Here is a 19,252-nt window from a genome sequence, read left to right on the forward strand (position 1 = left end):
TCGACCGGAGCAACCGGCTCGACCGGCGCCACAGGTGCAACCGGTAATACCGGAGCAACTGGCTCGACCGGATCGACAGGTTCGACCGGCTCTACTGGGGCAACAGGCTCTACAGGTTCGACAGGCTCAACCGGAGCCACCGGTCCGACAGGTGCGACTGGCTCGGGCGGCGGGACCGGTGACCGCGACCATGGCAATAACGGTGGCGGCAACGATCCTGATGGAAGCGACAGCAGCAACCCAGGCAAGGGGCATGGCAATGACGGGTCCGACAACGATGGTTCGCCAGGTAACGGCAACCACGCCAAGGTCTCGGCCGATACGCTCGGACTCAAGGACTCCAAGCAGTTCTTGCAATCGGGCCCGACCACCAGCAGCGACACCGATAGCCAAGCCTCGTTCCGGCAGCTTGTTGGCCTGGCTGGGGGTTCGGTGACGAGCGATCTCTTGAACGTTCTCAATACGATCAAGGGCCTTAGCCCGAACCAGAACAAGACATCCGGTGCAACGTCCGACTTGACTTCTGACAAGGGCAAGCAAGGCGCCGGATACGCTAACACCGACGACACGCTGAAGAAGGCAATGAAGGATATTCTGAAACCTAATGACTGAGTCCAGGTTGAAGAAAGAACGCGCGGCCCTTGCGGGAACGCAAGTGCCGCGCGTTCACCATTTCCAGGCGGGCAAAGGGCCCGTGCGGCTGGCCTATTTGGAATATAGTGCGTTTTGTCAGCAGTCCCGGCTGGGACGGCTTGCCCGGAGCATCCTTGAACCCTCGCTTGTGGGCCGGAGGGGAAGTGCATGGTGAGCATACCTCTGAACGCCGATGCACGGCCAACCTCGATCCGCGTGGACGCGGAGGCGACGGGCAAGGTTGGCAGCCAGAGCGAGGCGGGGAGGGCACCCGGCGGACCCGCCGAGTTCGACCGGATTGCCCCGCGCCTCAAGGCGGTGCTACGCGTCGCCCGCTACCATGGCGTCGAACTCGACCCGAACGAGTTCAAGGTGGCGAGCGCAAGCCCGGTTCCAAACGCGACCGATCTCTCGCAATGGGCCCAGAACGGCGGCATGTGGTCGCGTGCGCTCCGCATCCGCTGGTCGCATCTTCTGCGCTTCGAGCACACGGGACCGGTCGTCCTGCTGTTCAATGACGGTGGCGCAGGTCTCCTCACCGGGGCCAGTCCAGAGCGGAATGTCGTCTTCCTCAAAAGTGCGGATGCGCCCGAGGATGCCGAAGCCATCGCCATCGACGAGTTGCGGCTGTCGCAGGTGTGGGCGGGTGAGGCCGTGCTGTTGCGTCCAGCGCGATCCTATATCGCGGCCGATGCGCCTTTCACCCTCGGTTGGTTGATCGACCTGGTACGGTTCGAAAGCCGTTCTATGCGTGACATCGGTATCGCCTCGTTCACGCTCAGCCTCCTTACCGTTCTGCCGCCTCTCATGGTCATGACACTGGTCAACAAGGTGCTGCAGTTCAACAGCGTTTCAACCCTCGTGCTCCTGTCGGCCGCAATTGCCGTCCTGTTCGTTTACGAGACGCTCCTCGGTCACGCCCGACGGCTGATCATCAACGTCGTCGGCGCCCGCCTGGATACCAAACTGAACTTGCATGTTTTCAGCAGGCTCCTGCGTCTGCCACTTGATTATTTCGAGCGTCATCCGGCCGGCGAGACGATGTACCATCTCGCGCAGATCTATCGCATCCGCGAATTCCTCACCGGAAAACTCCTCAGCACGTTCCTGGATCTGATCACGCTCTGCGTGCTGATCCCGGTGATGTTCTATATCAACGCCACGCTGGGCTGGATGGTGCTTGCCTGCGCGGGCGTGATTATGTTGATCATCTTCGCCTTTCTCGCGCCGTTGCGCCGCCGCTACCAGCAAGTGGTCGATGCCGAGACCTGGAAGGCGGCGGCGCTCGGCGAAACCGTCGTCGGCATCAAGACGGTGAAGGCGCTCGGTCTCGAACCGCAACGCAGGGCGCTTTGGGACGAGCGGGTGGCGGAAGCGGGCAGGGCGCGCCTTGCCTTCGGGCAGCTTGCCAACTGGCCGCAGACGCTTGTCACGCCAATCGAGCGTGCGATGGTCCTCGGCACCATGCTGATCGGAGCTTATCTGGCGATGAGCGACACGTCTGGCTACATGGTCGGCAGCTTGTTCGCATTCATGATGATCGCCCAACGCGTCGCACAGCCTCTCGTCGGTCTTGCTCGACTGGTCGAGGACTTCGAGGAGGTAGGGGCGGCAATCAGCGAGGCAGGATCCGTCCTCAACCGGCCCCTGGAAAGCAGTTCGAATTCCACAGGTCTGAGACCGAAGCTCGTTGGCGAGATCAGTTTCCGTGATCTGACCTTCACCTACATCGGCACCAACACGCCAGCGCTTGACCGGGTCAACTTCGACATTCCAGCAGGGACGATGTTCGGCATCGTCGGGCGCAGCGGTTCGGGGAAATCGACAATTGCGCGGCTTCTGCAGGGGATCAATCGCGATTACAGCGGTTTTCTCAAGCTGGATGGCGTCGACCTCAAGGAAATCAACCTGCGTCACCTTCGCCAGGGGCTCGGCGTGGTCCTCCAGGACAATTTCCTTTTCCGCGGGTCGATTCGAGACAACATCATCGCCGGGCGCCCCGGCCTGACCCTTTCCGACGCCATGCGAGCCGCTCACCTTGCCGGCGCCGAAGAATTCATCGAACGCATGCCCAACGGCTATGACACCTATATTGAGGAAGGTTCGCCCAACCTGTCGGGTGGTCAAAAGCAGCGGCTGGCGATTGCGCGCGCGCTCATCCACGATCCGACCGTCATGATCCTTGACGAGGCGACCAGCGCGCTTGACCCGGAGAGCGAGGCGGTGGTCAGCGCCAATCTCATGCGCATCGCCAGGGGCCGCACGATGATTATTGTTTCGCACCGGCTTTCCTCGCTGACCGAATGCGACCAGATCCTGGTCATGGATCAGGGCCAGGTCCTCGATGTCGCGCCGCATGCGACCCTGCTCGAACGATGTGCGCTCTACCGCCAGCTTTGGATGCAGCAGAACCGGCATCTTGACAACCGCCAAGCTCGTCTGGCCGCTGTGCCGCCGAGACTTGTGTGAGCATCGGCTTCGGGGCGCCCATGAGCAGCATCACCCATTCCAGTCTTCCCGTCCGGCGCCGGACAGAGCCGAGCGATCCGACGATGCCCGTCATCCTGGAATTCCAATGGCCGTCGACGGCCATCGCCAATGCGCCCGTCCCACGAATGGCGCGCGGCATGGTCTGGATCATCTCAAGCATGGTCGTTGCCCTGATAACACTCTCAGGGCTCATACCGGTCGATCAGGTCGTCTCCACCAGAGGGCTCGTGGTGTCGCAATCGCCGAATATTCTGGTGCAGCCGCTCGAGACGGCGATCGTCCGCTCGATCGAGGTGCGCGAAGGACAGCGCGTGCGAGCCGGTCAAACGCTTGCTCGCCTCGACGCGACCTTCGCCTCCGCTGACCTTGCTGCGCTGACGACACAGGTCTCGACACTTGAAGCCGAAGTGGCCCGTTTGAAAGCGGAAGCCGACGGAAAGCCCTTCAGCTATGACGGTCTGGACCCGAGTTGGACCCTGCAGGCATCAATCTTCGATCGTCGAAAAGCCGTCTACGACGCCAAGCTGTCGAGTTTTGACCGGCAGAGCGATGAACTCAGTTCCGTGATCTCGCGTTCCCGGTCCGATGCTGACGGCTACCGCCAGCGACTGGCCGTCGCGGCTTCGATCGAACGGATGCGCAAGCAACTGGAAGCAAGACAGGTGGGCAGCCGCCTCAATACGCTTCTGGCCGAGGACAACTGGGCAGAGATGTCCCGGGCGCTCGGCAACGCCGAGCAGACATCGGAAGCTGCCAAGCGACAACAGGCGACGGTGGCCGCCGACCGCGATGGCTACATCCAGAGCTGGCGCGCGGAAGTCTCGCAAGGCCTGTCGGAGGCGGGCTCGCGTATGTCCGATGCCCGTGAGCTTCTCAACAAGGCAAAGCTGCGTAAACAGTTGGTTGAGCTGAAAAGCGATGCAAACGCCATCGTTCAGTCAGTGGCGAAGGTTTCCGTCGGGTCGATCCTGCAATCGGGTGATCGGCTGATGACCCTGGTGCCGGACGACGCGGTGCTTGAAATCGAAACGAACATTATCGGCCGTAGCAGTGGGTTCGTCCACGTCGGTGACCCCGTGGCCATCAAGTTCGACACCTTTCCATATTCGCAATATGGCCTCGCGCATGGCACTGTGCGCACGGTGAGCCCGGATTCCTTCTCGGCCCGGGAACAGGCGCGCGACCCGAACAGCTCGTTGGCCATGCTGCCCCCGGACGCTGACCTGTTTTACCGCACGCAGATTTCCATCGACGAGGTCGCCCTCCATGGCGTGCCCGCAAGTTTCACGATCGTCCCTGGCATGCCGGTAACCGCTGACGTCAAGGTCGGCCGCCGTACCGTGCTCAAGTATATTCTCGGCGCCATACTCCCCCTAGGCCAAGAAGCGATGAGGGAGCCATAGGCTCGGGCGCCGTGCGCGACAAACGGAGGTATGCGTTCTCGCATCGATGGCAATCCTTGACCGCCTGACTGCTTACGGTCCACCAGCGCTGGTATTGCGCCGGGCGATCCAGCTTTCTGACAGCGGCAAGCCTTTAGAAGCCTTTCCGCTGCTGGCAATTGCGGCACGCGCCGGGATTGTCGAGGCCGAATACCGCGTCGCTCGTTGCTATCTCGAAGGTTTGGGTGTGCCGCCAAGCCGGTCGGAAGGCGCGCGTTGGCTGCGGCGAGCGGCCGATCACGGCAGCCCCGATGCCCAGTCGCTCCTCGCCGCGCTTTACGTGGCTGGACTGGCGGCGCAGGAGCCCGACGGCAATGGCTTGGAATCGCAAAGCTTGTTCGAACGGGATTCCTCGCGGGAGCCGGAATTCGCGGCAGCGTTCGGGCTCGCGAAAAAGGCAGCCGAAGCTGGCTCCGCAACCGGGCAGGCAATTCTCGCCTATATCCTTAGCAGAGGCCCCGAAGCGATGCGGGACCTGGATGCGGCGCATGGCTGGTATGAGAAGTCTGCGGCAGCCGGCTGCCCTGAGGGATGCCTGGGCCTTGCTCTTTCCCTCGCCCGGCGCGGGCAGCCTGCGCAGACGGCCAAAGTTGCCGCCGAGGTTCGACGCGCTGCCGACGCCGGTCTGCCAACCGCAATCTACCTTCTTGGGGTCCTGACTGAGCATGGACGCGGCATGCCAGCTGATCGACCGGCAGCCGCGCGACTGTATCAGCTTGCCGCGGAGAAAGGCTTGCCCTCAGCCCAATTCCGGTTCGGATCGGCTCTCATCGAGGGTGGCCTTGCAGGTCAAGATATCGCCGCCGGCGAGGCGTGGATGCGGCGGGCCGCATTGGCAGGAAATATTGAGGCAGCCTATCGTCTGGGCGATCGGCATGTGAAGAGATCGCCGCCAGACTATGCGGACGCCGCAACATGGTACCGACGGGCGGCAAATGCCGGCCATCAGGCTGCTGCCCGTGCGTTGGCATCGCTTTATCTTTCCGGAAACGGTGTCGCACGGGACGTCGAAGAGGGAGCGCGCTGGCTGCGTACGTCCGCAAATGCGGGAAATCAGCAAGCGCAGGTCGACTTTGCCAATCTGGTTATCGAAGGAGCAGGCGAGCCTGGCGACCGCGCCAGCATCGCTGGATGGTTCGAGGCGACCGCCTCATCGGGCGATCTGATTGCAGCGTTCAACCTCGGCCTCTGCTTTGCCGAGGGCGTCGGCGTGCGAAAGGACGAGGAGCAAGCTGCCCGATGGGTGAGGCGGGCAGCCGAAGGCGTGGCCGATGCGCAATATGCCTACGCGCGAATGCTTCAGGATGGGCGCGGCGTGGCTGCCGATCTGAAACAAGCCCGTTGCTGGTTTGAGCGGGCGGCCAATGCTGGCATGGTCGACGCGCAGGTGGCATTTGCCGAAATGCTTCTCAACGGACGTGGCGGCGCCTGTTTGCCTCAGGCTGCCGCGCAGTGGTTCAAGCGGGCAGCCGCAGCCGGGCACGCCGGGGCTATGTTTGCGATCGGTGCCCAGTACGCGAATGGCCAAGGTCTGTCCTTCGACCCGGTCGCAGCGCAGAAATGGTTCGCGGCCGCCGCCGAGCGGGGACATGCCTATGCCCAACTCATGCTCGGGGGCTATCTCTGCAATGGTCGTGCCGGGGAACACAACCCGGTAGCAGGCCGCCTTTGGCTCGAGCGAGCATTTGCGCAGGGTGTTCAGGAAGCCGCGAATGAACTCTCATAGTTTGCCTCGAAGGCTGGCTCTGCGGGGGCCATAGGTCTGGTGGAAGAGCTACGCTCTGTTTAGGATCCGAGCAGCGAGCACCAATTATCGCTCCTGATTGTGGTCCTCAAATTGTGCCGAGCGGACTCGCCGCTGCAGCGGAACGCCAAGGACGGTATCGCTTAGGCAACCGCGAAGAGATCGCGCCAAGAAACCGAGATTGAATTGGCCGGCGCCTGGCCGGCGGACGCCAGTCGGGATAGGGAGCGGGCCAGACGGAACAGATCCGCCGCCGGAAAGTGGATGCTGCCCGGGAAAGCCCGTCCTCGATCTTGCCCGATGGCCGCTACCGGGGAACAAGATTTGCCGGGACGTCTCAACCGTCGACATATTCCTGCTCGAATCCAGCAAACTTAGTCAGGCCCTGCTGATCGAGCACACGAACGTGGCCCTGCCGAAATTCGAGAAACTTGCGCTCGCGCAGTTCCCGCAGCATCCGGTTGACATGAATGGGAGTGAGTCCCAGTGCGTCCGCCAGATCGTACTGCGTGAGAGGGCATTCATAGCTGTTGCGCGTGACAGAGCCGATTCGTTCCAGACGCGTCATCAGTTCGAGGAAGAGATGCGCCGTCCGCGCCAAGGCGCTGCGTCGTCCCACATTGGTGAGATGTTGAGCGACAACCGCTGCATTGTGCACGAGGGTTTCGAGAACAAGGGAGAACAGATGGGGCGACTGCATGGCCGCAGCGGTAAATGTCTTGGTCGAAGCCACCAGAACTGAAATTTCGGTTTGAGCCACAAACGTTTCAAGAGCCCTGCCCGAGTAGGACTGAGGTAGGACGATGTCGCCTTTCAGTGCAAAATCTAGAATCTGTCGCTGCCCGCCGGCAAGTTCATGAGAAAGGCACCCCCAGCCCGACTCGACAATGAACATGCGATCGCAATCCTCGCCCTGATTGACGATGACCGTCTCCGCCAGATAGCGCTTCGGCGTGAATCCCAGCCTTTTGATCAGCGCCGTATCGTCCTCATACGACAGGCTTTTTTCATTCACGCGCAAAAATGGATGTGGCATCATTCAGAAGCAACCCCGCCCAACTACTGCCCGAACTACCTCCCTCCCATACACCGTATATTAAAATTGATGTGAAGAGTATCCTCCAATGCACTATCGATGACGTGGCAATTTCGGTTGAAGATAACAGGTTTCCCGGTCGGCCAATGGGCGACCGGTTTAAGTCTTATTTCTCTTGAAATTTTCCCGCATGGAATCAACTATTTCGCTGGCGATGAGGCAGCTACGATTGTCCACTTGCTCGGCGGCATTTCGTAACGTCATCGACGCGTCCTTAAGTAGCCCTCTAATCTCTGCTGCTGACAACAGCTCGGATGCTTCGAATTCCAGCAGCATGGATTCACTCACGTGCAGCGCGGCAAGCGCCACCGCTCTTGGCCTTGTGGCAAGCAGCTTCAGAAGGTCACTGCTGGGTCTGGCACGGACTTTTTTTTTGCCCATCGCTGGTCTCAACCGTTCGGACAAGATGGTTCATGTCTCAAGTTACATGCCTTGACGAATTAACCGCATTTCCATGATCGGGAGAGGTCGTTCAATGTCGCGTCAGGCATCTTCCCAAAGCATACTATCCCGCTTTGCGGCAGCGACACAGAGGCAAGGGCTACCGAATTTGCCGTAGCTACCATCACCTTGGGTACCTTGCTGATAAGCGGCGCAGGAAGAAGCATGTCTATGACCGAACCGTGGGGGGCATGATGGCAGGAATGCGCATGCGGGGGTTGTGTGCGGGCAATTTGCTTCGGTGGTAAGCCGGCCTGGCTACTCCCTAAGGCTGTATGGAGATTGGTGCACCCTCAGGTGATACTGCGACGATGAACCGGACGTTCTACGCCAAGCTCTATCACATTGACGGCCTCGCGCGCGCTATCGGCTGGAGGAAACTGGTCTCAGTACTGCTTCGCCGCGCACTCGGGATCGGCTCGGCGATGAAAGTTCGCTGTGGCGATCATGAATTGCTGATCAGGCCTACCGACAGCGACTTGTTTGTCATGTCACAAATTTTTGGGCACGGCGAATATGAAATTGGAAAGGGTGGACAGAGCGCGCTCAACCGGCTCGCGGCAGGATGGAGACGGAGGGGGATCATACCCGTTATTGTGGATGCCGGCGCTAACGTTGGCTACTCGTCGATTTTCCTCAGAGACCAGTATCCTGATGCTGTGGTGATGGCCATCGAACCGGATCGCCAAACGCATGAAGTCTTACTCTCGAACTGCGCCGGTCTAGAGCGGATCATGTCTGTCTACGGCGCACTCTGGTGCCACGAGGGCGAAGTTGCACTTGTCAACAGCGAGCGCCCATCGTGGGCACGGGGCGTGGCAGACGGAGAAGGCGTGCCGTCGGTCACCTTACGGGGCCTTCTTGCCAGACTGCCCAAGGCGAAATTGCTGATGCTTAAGATGGACATTGAAGGCGCGGAGCTGGAGGCAACGCGAGACTGCGGCAAGGTCCTCAAGCATGTGCCGTGCATCATCGTGGAACCACACGACTTTATGTTTCCCGGCCGAGGCTGCCTCACTTTCGTCTACTCGCTTTTGAGCGGAAGGAAGATCGACAGCCTCGTCAACGGCGAGAACCTGATATTCATTGCCTCGGAACTCCTGGCGGCACCGGCAGCCTCACGGCGGCCGACGACCGGGGGAAAGCGAGCGTTGCCGGTGCGCGCGGCCAAGGCTGTGCCTTAGCGGCCACGCCAGGGGCCGATATCTGCGGTCGTCAAGGTTCGGTGCAGACGACCTTCGCCAACCACGGTTCGGCACGAACACCGTATCTCAGGATCGTCGCATCAGGAGCGACCCAGTACCTGCCTCAAACCCGTCTTGCTCACGTCCGAAGCAGGAAGCGGGAAAGGTTCGACTTGGCCTGCGGTCTTGTCCAGATACTGCATCAATGCCGTCACCAGATGGTAGAAGATGCTCGCCGGCACCTCCGTTGCCAGTGACCTTCCGCGCTCGTCAATCCTGTCGATCCACAAGCCAAGCGGCGCGGGATCGATGTGCCATCTGAACAGGCGCGCGACACGGGCTTCGATCTCAGCTTTCAGGTCAGGCCCGCCAATGCCATCCAAGGCTACGGCTGCCTTGACGGCTTCGCATTGCGGCCAGCTGCGGGAGAGCCGGTCGAGAGGGATTCCCTGCCGCGATACGGCAGCAAAAGCCAGACCTGTTGTCCGGTTCAATCCACTGGCGACCGCCGATGAATAGAGCTTCCTTGCGTAGGCGACCAAGTCTTTCTGGCCGCTCGCTCGTGCGAAATCGACAAGGAGCGAAGCCCATTCGAAGTGATGCCCCGGTTCGGTCCACTGTCCTTCATCTCCCTGCGACGGCAACCAATCGGCGTCGAAATGTTCCCCAACCGTCCAGCTTTCCTGGTCGAAGAAATGGCTCCGGAAGAGATCGATGATGCGTGCTGCCCGACGCAGATATTCACGGTCGCCCGTGGCGCCATACCAGGCAAGAAATGATTCCAGCATGTGCATGTGTGGGTTCGAAGACCGCGCACCGTTCCAGCCGGGGCTCTCGAGGAACCCGGTCAGACTGTCGTGCTCGAGATGGGCGTCGATGAAATGAAACGTCTGTTGTGCCAGTTCCAGGGCATCGTGATGTCCGCATCGGTGAGCTTGAGCCAGCGCCAGGAGCACGCAGGCATGGTCGTAGGCGTCCTCGGTCGGGTCGGCCACGCTGCCGTTGGCATTGAGAGTTCGCACCCACCCGCCGCGGTTCGTGCGGCCGAATCTTGCGATGAAGTCGATACCGTGGTCGATGAGCTTGTCCGCCGGACCAGTCCAGCCACGTTCCTTGGCGACTGCGAAAGCGTAAATCTGGCGAGCGGCAGTGCGCATGCGCTTGGGTTTGCCCAATGGCCTCGCATCGAAGCCCAGGGCCTCATGGAAGCCGCCGTAAACATCGTCGACGCCAGCGGTGGACCACAGCGGCAGGGTTTCCTCGAAGAGCCAGTGCTCCACGCGCCTGCGCCATGAGCCACTGATGATGATCCGGTCTTCGGAGGCAGTAAATTTCGTTTCGAGGCGTCCGCTCTTCTCCAGCTGTTCGACGATTTTTTTCACGTTCTGGCTGTGGCTGACGGGTGCGACGAATACCGCATCTGGCGTCGCCACGATCGCAACATCCTTCATCCCGACGACGGTCAGCAGTCTGCCCTGGCTTCTGAAGTAAGAGTCCTGGCAATCGATGGCGACGATATCGCCCATTGTGACATTGCCGTTGCTGTCCGTGGGGCTGGCCTCCATTAGGGATTGCCATGAGCCAAGGTCGGTCCAGCGGAACGAGGCCCTAACCATTGCGATGTCGCGCGCATGCTCCATGATCGCGTAGTCGATCGAGGTCGAGGGGACGGCCAAGTAGAAGCCTTGTGTCAAATAAAGGCCCGAGACGTCGGTCCGCGCTCCCTTGTAAGCCCGTTCCGCGGCGTCCCAGATGTCGGGCTGGAACTCGAGAAAAGCCTCCCGCATGGTGTCGGCACGAAAGAGGAAAATGCCGGCGTTCCAGTAGAATTGTCCCGAAGACATGTATTTGCGAGCCGACTTGGCGTTCGGCTTTTCGACAAAGCGCGAAACCGAGGCTACTGCGTCAGCATCTGCCGTAGTCTCAATGTAACCATATCCGGTTTCGGGATGCGTCGGCTTGATCCCGAACACGATGATCTTTCCTGAATCGGCGGCAGGCACGCCGGCCTTGACGGTTTCCCAGAATTGCGTTGTCGTCGAGATCTGATGGTCGGAGGGGACCACGAGCACAAGGGCGTCGGCTCCATATTCGGAGATCGTTTGCAGGGTGGCTATGGCGACGGCGGCCGCGGTATTGCGGCCGACCGGCTCGAAGATCGGTCTGCCGCCGTTCAGGCCGAGCGCAACTAGGTCCGAGATAACGCGCTCGGCATGCCGTTCGGAGGCTATCAGGTAGATCGGCGTCTCTCCGTCCGGCCGCGCCTTAAGGCGACGAACAGTCTTGGCAAGCATAGAGCCATCCCCCGAAAGATCGTGGAATTGCTTGGGGTTGTCTTCGCGCGAGAGCGGCCACAGCCGGGAGCCGACCCCCCCGCTCATGACAAAACTTACGATCCGGTCAGACATGGTCCAATTCCTCTCAGAATGTCTGGTTGTAGGCTCCGACCTCTGGATTGCGGCGCAGCACGCCATCGAGAGCCTCGAACATCTCGCGACGCCGCTCTGGCGACACAGGGCTTTCCACAACCACGACGATCTCCGGTTTGTTCGACGACGCCCTGACGAGGCCCCAAGTGCCGTCCTGGGCAACGACACGCACCCCATTGACCGTGACCAGATTTGCCAGGGGTTGGCCGGCGAACGCGGTGCCGTCCGCCTTCATTTTCGTGAGTTCCCCGACAACGTTCGCGACCACGCCGTATTTTACCTCGTCCGGGCAGTGGGGCGACATGGTCGGAGTACCGAAGGTCAGCGGCAGATCGCGGTAAAGATCCGCGAGTGTCTTGCCCTGGTTACCGTCGAGCATCTGACAGACGGCGGTCGCCGTGACGAGCGCATCGTCGTAGCCGCGTCCAATCGGCGGATTGAAGAAGAAATGCCCCGACTTCTCGAAACCTGCGATGGCATCGAGTTCGGCAACGCGCCTCTTGATGTAGGAGTGCCCGGTTTTCCAGTAATCCGTCCTTGCACCGTTTTGCACGAGGATGGGATCGGTCATGAAAAGGCCTGTCGACTTGACGTCAACGACGAAGACGGAGTTCGGATACAGCCTGGAGATGTCGCGTGCCAGCATGACGCCGACCTTGTCTGCGAAAATCTCGTTGCCCTCGTTGTCGACGATGCCACAGCGGTCACCGTCGCCATCGAAGCCGAGCCCCACATCGGCACCCGTTTCCCGAACCTTGTCCCGGATCGCGTGCAGCATCCGCATGTCTTCGGGATTGGGGTTGTAACGCGGAAACGTGTGGTCGAGCTCTGTGTCAAGCGGGATGACTTCGCAGCCGATTCCTTCCAGCACCTGCGGTGCAAAGGCGCCCGCAGTTCCGTTGCCGCAGGCGGCTACCACCTTCAGACTTCTGCCGAGCCTCTTTCCGGCGGTCAGATCTTCGATGTATCTTTCGCGAAATCCGGGCACGAATTCGTAGCTTCCCCCGCTCATGAGATCGAAATCGCCGTCGAGCACAAGCGCTTTCAAAGCTGTCATCTCCTCAGGCCCGAAGGTCAGTGGCCGTTGCGCTCCCATCTTCACTCCGGTCCAGCCGTTCTCGTTGTGGGAGGCCGTCACCATGGCGACCGAAGGAACGTCGAGCGCGAACTGGGCAAAATAGGCCGTGGGCGAAAGCGCCAGGCCGATATCCTTGACGCGCGCCCCGGCCGCCATCAAGCCGGAGATCAGCGCCATCTTAATCGCCATCGAATAGCTGCGGAAATCATGGCCGGTGACGATGTCGGGGCCTACACCCATTCGGTGGATCAAGGTGGCGAGCCCCATGCCGATCGCCTGCACGCCCATCAGATTGAGTTCTGGTTCTGTCTCGGAGCCTTGCCGCCCGAACCACCAGCGCGCGTCATATTCTCGAAAGCCTGTGGCTTTGATCAGGGCACTGGTTTCGAAGGCGAATGTGTTTGGACTGGCCTGTCCGACTATGTTCACGGTCACGATTTCCGCTCCGCAGTTGCGCAACAGTGGTAACACGCGCCGGACGCGGCCGCCTTCATGAATTCGAGTAGCCCTAACGGCCTAGTTGCCACCCCCTCATCCAATATGAGCATGCCCGCCGATGACCGAAAGGATGTCTCGTCCAAGCATGAAGGTCTTGTATTCTGCAAGGTGCGTCCGCTCGGGCGCAACGAGAAGATGGGCTGCAACATGGCGCTGACCGCATTCAGGTTCCCGTTCGGCCAGAATGTTGACGAAAGGCGGTTCAGTCGCCTGACCCGTCTTCTCGAGGTTATTCAGGTGGACATCGAGAAGGAGGTCGCCGCACTGCGTCCGTGCATGGAACGGGTGACGGACTGTGCCGCGTTCGCCCTTGAAGCGATGGAAAATGGCGAGAGTCCCGAATGCATGTCCGCGAAGATCGATACTCTCGAACAGAACCTGGCGATCATCCGCGGACGGCAGGCCTTGCTGGAACAGGAGACGTCATTTGTCGATGCGGCGAGAGCAGCGCTGCCGCGCGTTCTATCGCCCCACGGGTCCTAAGTTCCGCAACGCCAATTGGCGGCATTTATCGCCCGGAGCACCTTCCGCAGGAGTGGGATCGCGGGCCTCGGTTTTCAATGCAAAGCCTGGCCGAAAGACGGCGCCTGCATTGGGCGGGCTGCTCTGGGTTTATGCCTGCAGGAGAAGCTGAATGAATCGCATGTTCACCAATCAATGGCCCTCGACGACGGACCAGCAGGCTTCCGCCGGCCAAGAGTTCATTGGCCTCTCAGACATTGCCGAATTTCTGCGCCGCTACGCTGGAACTATCATTGCCTGCCTTGCCATGGCTCTCTTGTTGGGGGGGTTTTACAATTCGAGCACCGACCCCACTTTCATCGCCAGCGCGCAGATTCTGATCGAGCCGAAATTGCCGCAACACCTGCAGGAGGGCGGCGAAGTGAATCTGTCACTGGATACCGCCCAGGTGGAAAGCCAGATCGCTGTAATGCAGTCGGAAAAAATCGCAGCGATGGTGCTCGACCAGTTGAAACTCGTCGACGATGCGCAGTTCAATCGTTCCCAGTCTCCGACTTTGCGGGACAGATTGAGGAAGACCGGAGCTGTCCTGCTTGACGCCTTAGGGCTGCGGAAAAGCGCCTGGCTGCAGCATTTCGCTCTTAGCGAGCCTGCCGCACCCCCCATGCTGACCGATTTTCAGAAGTTCCGTCGGAGCATGTTGGTTTTCCGCAACGGCCTCGACGTCCGCAGAGTCGGCGTTTCCTACGCGATTGACATATCCTTCACTTCTCCTGATCCCGAGGGCGCAGCCAGGATTGCGAACGCCACGGCCGATGCCTTCGTGCGTGAGCAGATCGAAACCAAGACTGACGCAGCCAAGGAAGGAGGCGCGTGGCTGGAAATGCGGCTTCAGCAGCTGCGAACTCAAATGAATGAGGCCATGGCAAAAGCGCAGCAGTTCCGGTCACGGCACGACTACAGCGTCGGCATTGAAGCCAAAGCAGACGGGACGAGTGCTGAGCCGACGCTCGAAGAACTTGAGGTGACGGCTGAAACCTACCAGAAGATGTACGAGAGCTTCTTGCAGGCCTACACCAACTCGGTAAGCCAACAGTCGTATCCGGTTGCCGATGCAAGGGTCATCACAGCTGCGACGGCGCCGCTCAATCCGAGCGCTCCAAGGCCGAAGTTGATGCTGGCCTTCGCGGTGGTTGCCGGTCTCATTTTCGGTATTGGACTTGCGTTTGTAAGGCACGCGTTTGACTGGACCATAAGGTCGCCACGACAGATCCGCGACAATCTGGGCGTCGAATGCCTCGGAGAACTGCCACCGATCGGCAGAAGATCGGGCCTTGTCGACCAAGTGGCAAGATCTCCGCAATCCCGATACAGCCATAGCCTGAGAAAAGTGCGAACCGAGATAAGCCTTGCGGAAACCAGCCGCCCGATCAGGTTTCTTGGGTTGACTGCCGTATCCAACGACGGTTCGAAGAGTTCGGTGGCCAGCAATCTCGCTACGCTCTACTCGATGTCGGGCCTGAAGACGCTGGTGATTGACGCCGACATCCGGCGCCCGACCATGATCCCCTCTCGGCTTCTGAGCCAGTCGGGAGCCCTCGACCTACCGTGCCAGGACCCTGTCCGTCTCAACATCGTTCGTGCTGCGGGGCGGCCGTTCGACATCCTTTCCAGTTCGACCGTGGACGCCAGACACCTCCTGGCGCCTAGCAAGATGGAGGCGTTCCTCTCGGAGCTAGCCGCTAGTGACCTTGCCGCCAACGGACTTCCTGCCTACGACATTGTCATACTCGACCTGCCGACGCTTGCCTCGGGTGCCGACGAACTGATTGTCGGATCTGTCCTGGACGGCGTGGTGATCGTTGCCGAGTGGGGCAAGACACAGGTCCAGACGCTGCAGGAACTTGTCAAGACGTTGCAGGCCTGCAGGACCCCGATACTAGGCGTACTCTTGGCCAGGGTCCGCGCGCCCAAGCGCCGCAAAGCATGAAACCGTAGCGAGACATTCTCCTTCGGAAGTTGCAAAAAGTCTAGGAGGATCATTCCTTGGGATTAGGGGGATAGCCCCTGAGCGTCACGCTACCTCCTTTGCCCTTCTTGTCGACAACCTCCGACCTTGGAAGAGTGCAACAACAAGTCGAAACAGCGATTGTTCCATGACAACGAACGCCTTCGAGTCACATCAGGCAGCCCCGATCTGGGTTCAGCCATCTCTGCCCCCGTCCGACAGCCGAACGGCAGTCCTGCACGTCCTTCCCGCATCCGACAACAACGGTGCCGGGGCAGTGTTGACGGACCTTTCGCCCGCGCTCAGCTTGGGAACGACGAACCCTCCTGTGGGCGGTCTCCTGAAGCGCATCATGGATCTGGTAGTCGCATTCACGGCGCTTATGGTTGCCGCGCCGGTAATGATTGTCGTTGCTCTGCTGATCAGGATGACGGCAGGAGGCCCGGCAGTGTTCTCGCATAGCCGCATCGGCTTTGGCGGAAAGCCATTCGATTGCTACAAGTTCCGCTCGATGGTCACCAATTCGGACGAAGTTCTGAAGTCATTTCTCGACAGCAACCCTCAAGTCAGGTTGGAATGGGAGGAGACCCGCAAGATCAGGAACGACCCCCGCGTCACGGTGCTTGGGTGGATGCTGCGTAAGTCGAGCCTCGACGAACTCCCGCAATTGTTCAACATCATCCGCGGCGACATGAGTTGTGTGGGTCCAAGGCCCATCGTCAAGGACGAACTAAAATGCTACGGCGACCACTTAGGGGAATACCTTCGGGCAAAGCCCGGGCTCACCGGTCTGTGGCAGGTGAACGGAAGAAGCAGCATGGACTACGCCAACCGCGTGAAGCTGGACTGCCAGTATGTGCGGAACTGGTCGGTCTGGCTCGATATCGTGATCCTGTTCAGGACGGTTTTCGCAGTCATACGTTTCGACCGGGCTTCCTGAAGTCCCGCCGTGTCACCTTTCCTTGCGCTTCCGGTGGACGGACAGGGACAGACCGATGATATAGGCGCCAGCCAAGACGAATGACAGTATCAGGAACTTAGTGACGGTCACGTAGCCCGGCAACCCGAGCCCATTCCAGGCAAAGCTTCCGACCACAAGCAGCGCAGTCGCCGCGATCAGCGCAGGAGCCTTGAAGCGCAGTCCCATCAGAACGCCTGCCGCCGATATAGCGATTACACTCATGAGCACCGACATCTCCAGTGATACCCGCAGGAACTGATCGCCTCACTGCGGCAGGGAAGGCATCGTCAGCGTGCCCACTGATATGCGGCCTCAAAGTGCAAGGCAAGTGCCGCCGGAAATTGCTAGCATGGTCGGCCAGATCATTGAACTTGAAGCGAACCAGTTCAAAGAAAGGTGCGCGGCGGTTTTCCGTGTGGAACAGCAGAAAAACAAGCACCTGCAGCGAGCTGGCAGCTCCGCCCACTCTGAACCGCTCTGGCCATGACGCCGGCGCGTTCTTTACCCGTCCAGGCGGCCACCAACGGTCTCGGGTTCGGAGGTCATGTCGAAGGCGTTGCGAGCCGGCACCCGCGCCAATCATGAAGCCTGTCAATTGGTACCTTGAACAGAAACCGACCCTGCCTGGACGTCGTCCTCTACAGGTAGAGCAGCCAAGCCGGACGGCGGGGCGGGGATATCGATCTTCACGGTATCGCCTGGCTCGATCGGCGTCGTTTCCTCAGCCGTGAGTTCTTGCGAGCCGCTGTCCGTCGTCCTCACGATCTTGAAGATGGGCTTGGCCCTTTCGGCGCGCTCTCTAAGGGCGAGCAGAGCAGGGGCCGTGACCTCGGTATCGTGCAACAACTGCACCGCGGTGTTGGCCTTGCTGGTCACTTCATTGAGCTGCAGTTGCGTCTCGCGCAAGGCAGCAGCGACTTCGCTGGCTTGGCTATTGCCGAGGTTGAGGATCTCGATGTCGGTCTTGCTTATCTCCTGCCTGACTCGCAAGAGCGAGGTCTCGGCAACCAACCTGTCGCTCTGCATCTGTGCGACCGTTCCCTGTAGAGAGAGTTCCCGCGGTGCAACCGCCAGCCCCTTCTGGACAAGGGCCGAAACACCCGCGAGTTCCTTCTGGATAAGTTCGATCTGTTGGTCGTGGAAGGCCATCTGCTGGCCGAGCGAGGTCAGTTCCTTTTCGAGGAAATCCTTGAGTTCGCGCAGGGCACGGAGTTGCGTCGCCATGGCGTCCTTGCGGACGGCGAAGATCTTGCGCTCCTGCTCCATCGCCACCGCGACCGTCTCGTTCGAAGCTCTGTCCTTCAGTTGCGCAGGGAAGGCGATGTCGTCGCTGCCAGCTAGTTCTGATTCCAGCCGTGCTTTGCGAGCGAGCAGACTGACGTTGCTCAGCGCCAACAAACCCACATCGCCCTGACCCACGATGACTTCACGCTCGAGCCTCGACATGTCTTCCTCGCGTGTTCGCAGGCCGCCGGCGATTCCCAGCGCCTGCAGCACCGTCAGCCCGGGCCTGTAGGGGAACTCGCCTGGCTGCGTGACGTAGCCGACAATGTAGAACGGCCTGTACTGGACAATCTCGACAGCGACATCCGGCTGGCGGCCGAGGCCCATGTGCTGCATCAGGCGGTCGCCGATCGCGCGGGCGAGGTCGCCGGGGGCGGTGCCCTGCGCGCGTATCTGGCCGACAAATGGAAGGAAGAGCGTGCCGTCGGCACCGACGACGAAACTGTCGTTGAGAGCCGTCCATTCGAAGATCACGTCGCGTGATGCGCGCCATTCGTAGACCTTGAGCCTGACCTTGTCCTGAGGTCCGAGGAGGTACTCGGCAGCCACCGTCGGCAAGGGGCAGGCAGCCGCCAACAATGAAGCCGCCGCCACTGTCACAAGCCATTTCCGCATTGTCTTCCCACCTTCAGATTTTCAGGATGTATTCGGGTTCGATTCGTCCCATGGCGATGTGCCGGATCGCCAGCATGTTACCCCTGAGCCTGCCCCTGCGATCGATATACGGCTCAGGCCGCAGGCTCTTTGCGAGATTCGCGGCGATATTCCTGAGCATCAGCGGAAGAGCGAAAGAGGCCGGAACGGAGCCCTTCCTGATCAGATAGATCGCATTCGCAACCTGGGAGTAGCCGAACCGCTCGCCGCTGACCCGCCCTGTCTTGATACCGAGATGGACGCCCGTGATCGCGGTCACGCAGACCACGCGGCCTTTGGATCTCATTTGGCTGGTGAAGTCGATGTCTTCCTGCCAGCCGTACAAGACCAGGCGCTCGTCGAAGCGCAAATCGCCCACAAGCGAGGAACGCAAGGACATGTTGCATCCGTATGCTCCGACATGGTCGACCACCGGCGGTCCATCATGTTTTTTGCCCTCGTTTTCCCGCAAGGCGGCTTCGGCATTTTCCCAGGTGAGGCCAGCATTTGTGGCACCGTCCCTGACGACCGTGCCCATCACCACCGCCCATCCGTCATTTTCCACGAAAGCTTTCTCGACCTGCTGCAGATATTCGGCGGACGGAACGAAATCATCGTCGAAGAATGTGATGATGTCGAAGCGCCCCAGGGAAGGTACGAGAGCCCTGTTCCGCTGGGCAGCCAGTCCTTTCGGTCCGAAAACGAGTGACACCTGGAAAGGACAGCTTTCCGGCAGGTCGACATGCGAGGCGTCGGGCGCCGACACTATGACCTCATCAGGAAGCCTCGTCTGGCCGCCCAAATATCCAAGCAAACGCCCGACCTGTCCGCTGCGGCCAAGCGTCGGGATGATCACTATGAGTCTCATG

At 60.3% G+C, this 19,252-nt stretch carries 15 protein-coding genes and 1 pseudogene; 9 read left to right on the plus strand and 7 right to left on the minus strand.

The features are described from left to right. The 4 genes and pseudogenes from LB559_RS30160 to LB559_RS30175 form a co-directional block, all read left to right on the plus strand. Positions 1-612, plus strand: a pseudogene (locus LB559_RS30160) (hypothetical protein); the annotation flags it as partial. 189 nt (positions 613-801) lie between these two features. Next, positions 802-3,102: a peptidase domain-containing ABC transporter gene (locus tag LB559_RS30165; protein WP_224675676.1), complete on the plus strand. Its 2,301-nt coding sequence runs from the start codon at positions 802-804 to the stop codon at positions 3,100-3,102. A gap of 20 nt (positions 3,103-3,122) precedes the next feature. Then, a complete protein-coding gene (locus LB559_RS30170) occupies positions 3,123-4,526 on the plus strand; it encodes an HlyD family type I secretion periplasmic adaptor subunit (protein WP_224675677.1) in 1,404 nt (467 codons plus the stop codon). Between the two features lie 46 nt (positions 4,527-4,572). Beyond that, the gene (locus LB559_RS30175) at positions 4,573-6,291 is read left to right on the plus strand and encodes a tetratricopeptide repeat protein (RefSeq protein ID WP_224675678.1); all 1,719 of its coding nucleotides are present in this window, start codon (positions 4,573-4,575) and stop codon (positions 6,289-6,291) included. A gap of 355 nt (positions 6,292-6,646) precedes the next feature. On the opposite strand, the gene LB559_RS30180 is transcribed toward LB559_RS30175, so the two are convergent. Beyond that, positions 6,647-7,348 (minus strand): Crp/Fnr family transcriptional regulator, encoded by a 702-nt coding sequence (locus LB559_RS30180; RefSeq protein WP_224675679.1) that lies wholly within the window; start codon positions 7,346-7,348, stop codon positions 6,647-6,649. A gap of 156 nt (positions 7,349-7,504) precedes the next feature. Beyond that, entirely contained in the window at positions 7,505-7,786 is a 282-nt protein-coding gene (locus LB559_RS30185; RefSeq protein WP_224675680.1) for a hypothetical protein, read from the minus strand. A gap of 371 nt (positions 7,787-8,157) precedes the next feature. Between LB559_RS30185 and LB559_RS30190 the strand changes: the two genes are divergently transcribed. After that, positions 8,158-9,030, plus strand: coding sequence for an FkbM family methyltransferase (locus LB559_RS30190; protein ID WP_024505424.1), 873 nt, complete (start codon positions 8,158-8,160; stop codon positions 9,028-9,030). Positions 9,031-9,131: 101 nt separating this feature from the next. Here the strand turns inward: LB559_RS30190 and LB559_RS30195 are convergent, their stop codons facing one another. Both LB559_RS30195 and LB559_RS30200 read right to left on the minus strand, forming a co-directional pair. Further along, positions 9,132-11,438, minus strand: coding sequence for a mannose-1-phosphate guanylyltransferase/mannose-6-phosphate isomerase (locus tag LB559_RS30195; protein ID WP_224675681.1), 2,307 nt, complete (start codon positions 11,436-11,438; stop codon positions 9,132-9,134). Between the two features lie 13 nt (positions 11,439-11,451). Further along, complete coding sequence (locus LB559_RS30200) at positions 11,452-12,972, minus strand: phosphomannomutase/phosphoglucomutase (RefSeq protein ID WP_224675682.1); 1,521 nt, start codon at positions 12,970-12,972, stop codon at positions 11,452-11,454. Between the two features lie 111 nt (positions 12,973-13,083). Between LB559_RS30200 and LB559_RS30205 the strand changes: the two genes are divergently transcribed. The 3 genes from LB559_RS30205 (at position 13,084) to LB559_RS30215 (ending at position 16,445) form a co-directional block, all read left to right on the plus strand. Continuing rightward, positions 13,084-13,518, plus strand: a complete 435-nt coding sequence (locus tag LB559_RS30205; RefSeq protein ID WP_224675683.1) for a hypothetical protein — start codon at positions 13,084-13,086, stop codon at positions 13,516-13,518. A gap of 151 nt (positions 13,519-13,669) precedes the next feature. Beyond that, complete coding sequence (locus LB559_RS30210) at positions 13,670-15,487, plus strand: GumC family protein (RefSeq protein ID WP_224675684.1); 1,818 nt, start codon at positions 13,670-13,672, stop codon at positions 15,485-15,487. Positions 15,488-15,653: 166 nt separating this feature from the next. Further along, the gene (locus LB559_RS30215; protein ID WP_224675685.1) at positions 15,654-16,445 is read left to right on the plus strand and encodes a sugar transferase; all 792 of its coding nucleotides are present in this window, start codon (positions 15,654-15,656) and stop codon (positions 16,443-16,445) included. 12 nt (positions 16,446-16,457) lie between these two features. Here LB559_RS30215 and LB559_RS30220 read toward each other — a convergent pair whose 3' ends face one another. Further along, the gene (locus LB559_RS30220; RefSeq protein WP_127219079.1) at positions 16,458-16,688 is read right to left on the minus strand and encodes a hypothetical protein; all 231 of its coding nucleotides are present in this window, start codon (positions 16,686-16,688) and stop codon (positions 16,458-16,460) included. Positions 16,689-16,815: 127 nt separating this feature from the next. Between LB559_RS30220 and LB559_RS30225 the strand changes: the two genes are divergently transcribed. Next, complete coding sequence (locus LB559_RS30225; protein ID WP_155924994.1) at positions 16,816-16,953, plus strand: hypothetical protein; 138 nt, start codon at positions 16,816-16,818, stop codon at positions 16,951-16,953. A gap of 104 nt (positions 16,954-17,057) precedes the next feature. Here the strand turns inward: LB559_RS30225 and LB559_RS30230 are convergent, their stop codons facing one another. Together LB559_RS30230 and LB559_RS30235 are read right to left on the minus strand one after the other, a co-directional pair. Next, complete coding sequence (locus LB559_RS30230; RefSeq protein WP_224675686.1) at positions 17,058-18,344, minus strand: polysaccharide biosynthesis/export family protein; 1,287 nt, start codon at positions 18,342-18,344, stop codon at positions 17,058-17,060. Between the two features lie 34 nt (positions 18,345-18,378). Further along, positions 18,379-19,251 carry a glycosyltransferase family 2 protein gene (locus LB559_RS30235; protein WP_224675714.1) on the minus strand — a complete coding sequence of 291 codons (873 nt, stop codon included), beginning with the start codon at positions 19,249-19,251 and terminating at the stop codon, positions 18,379-18,381. Position 19,252 lies beyond the last annotated feature (1 nt).

Source organism: Mesorhizobium sp. BR1-1-3 (genome assembly GCF_020165455.1).
Taxonomy (GTDB): Bacteria; Pseudomonadota; Alphaproteobacteria; order Rhizobiales; family Rhizobiaceae; genus Mesorhizobium; species Mesorhizobium ciceri.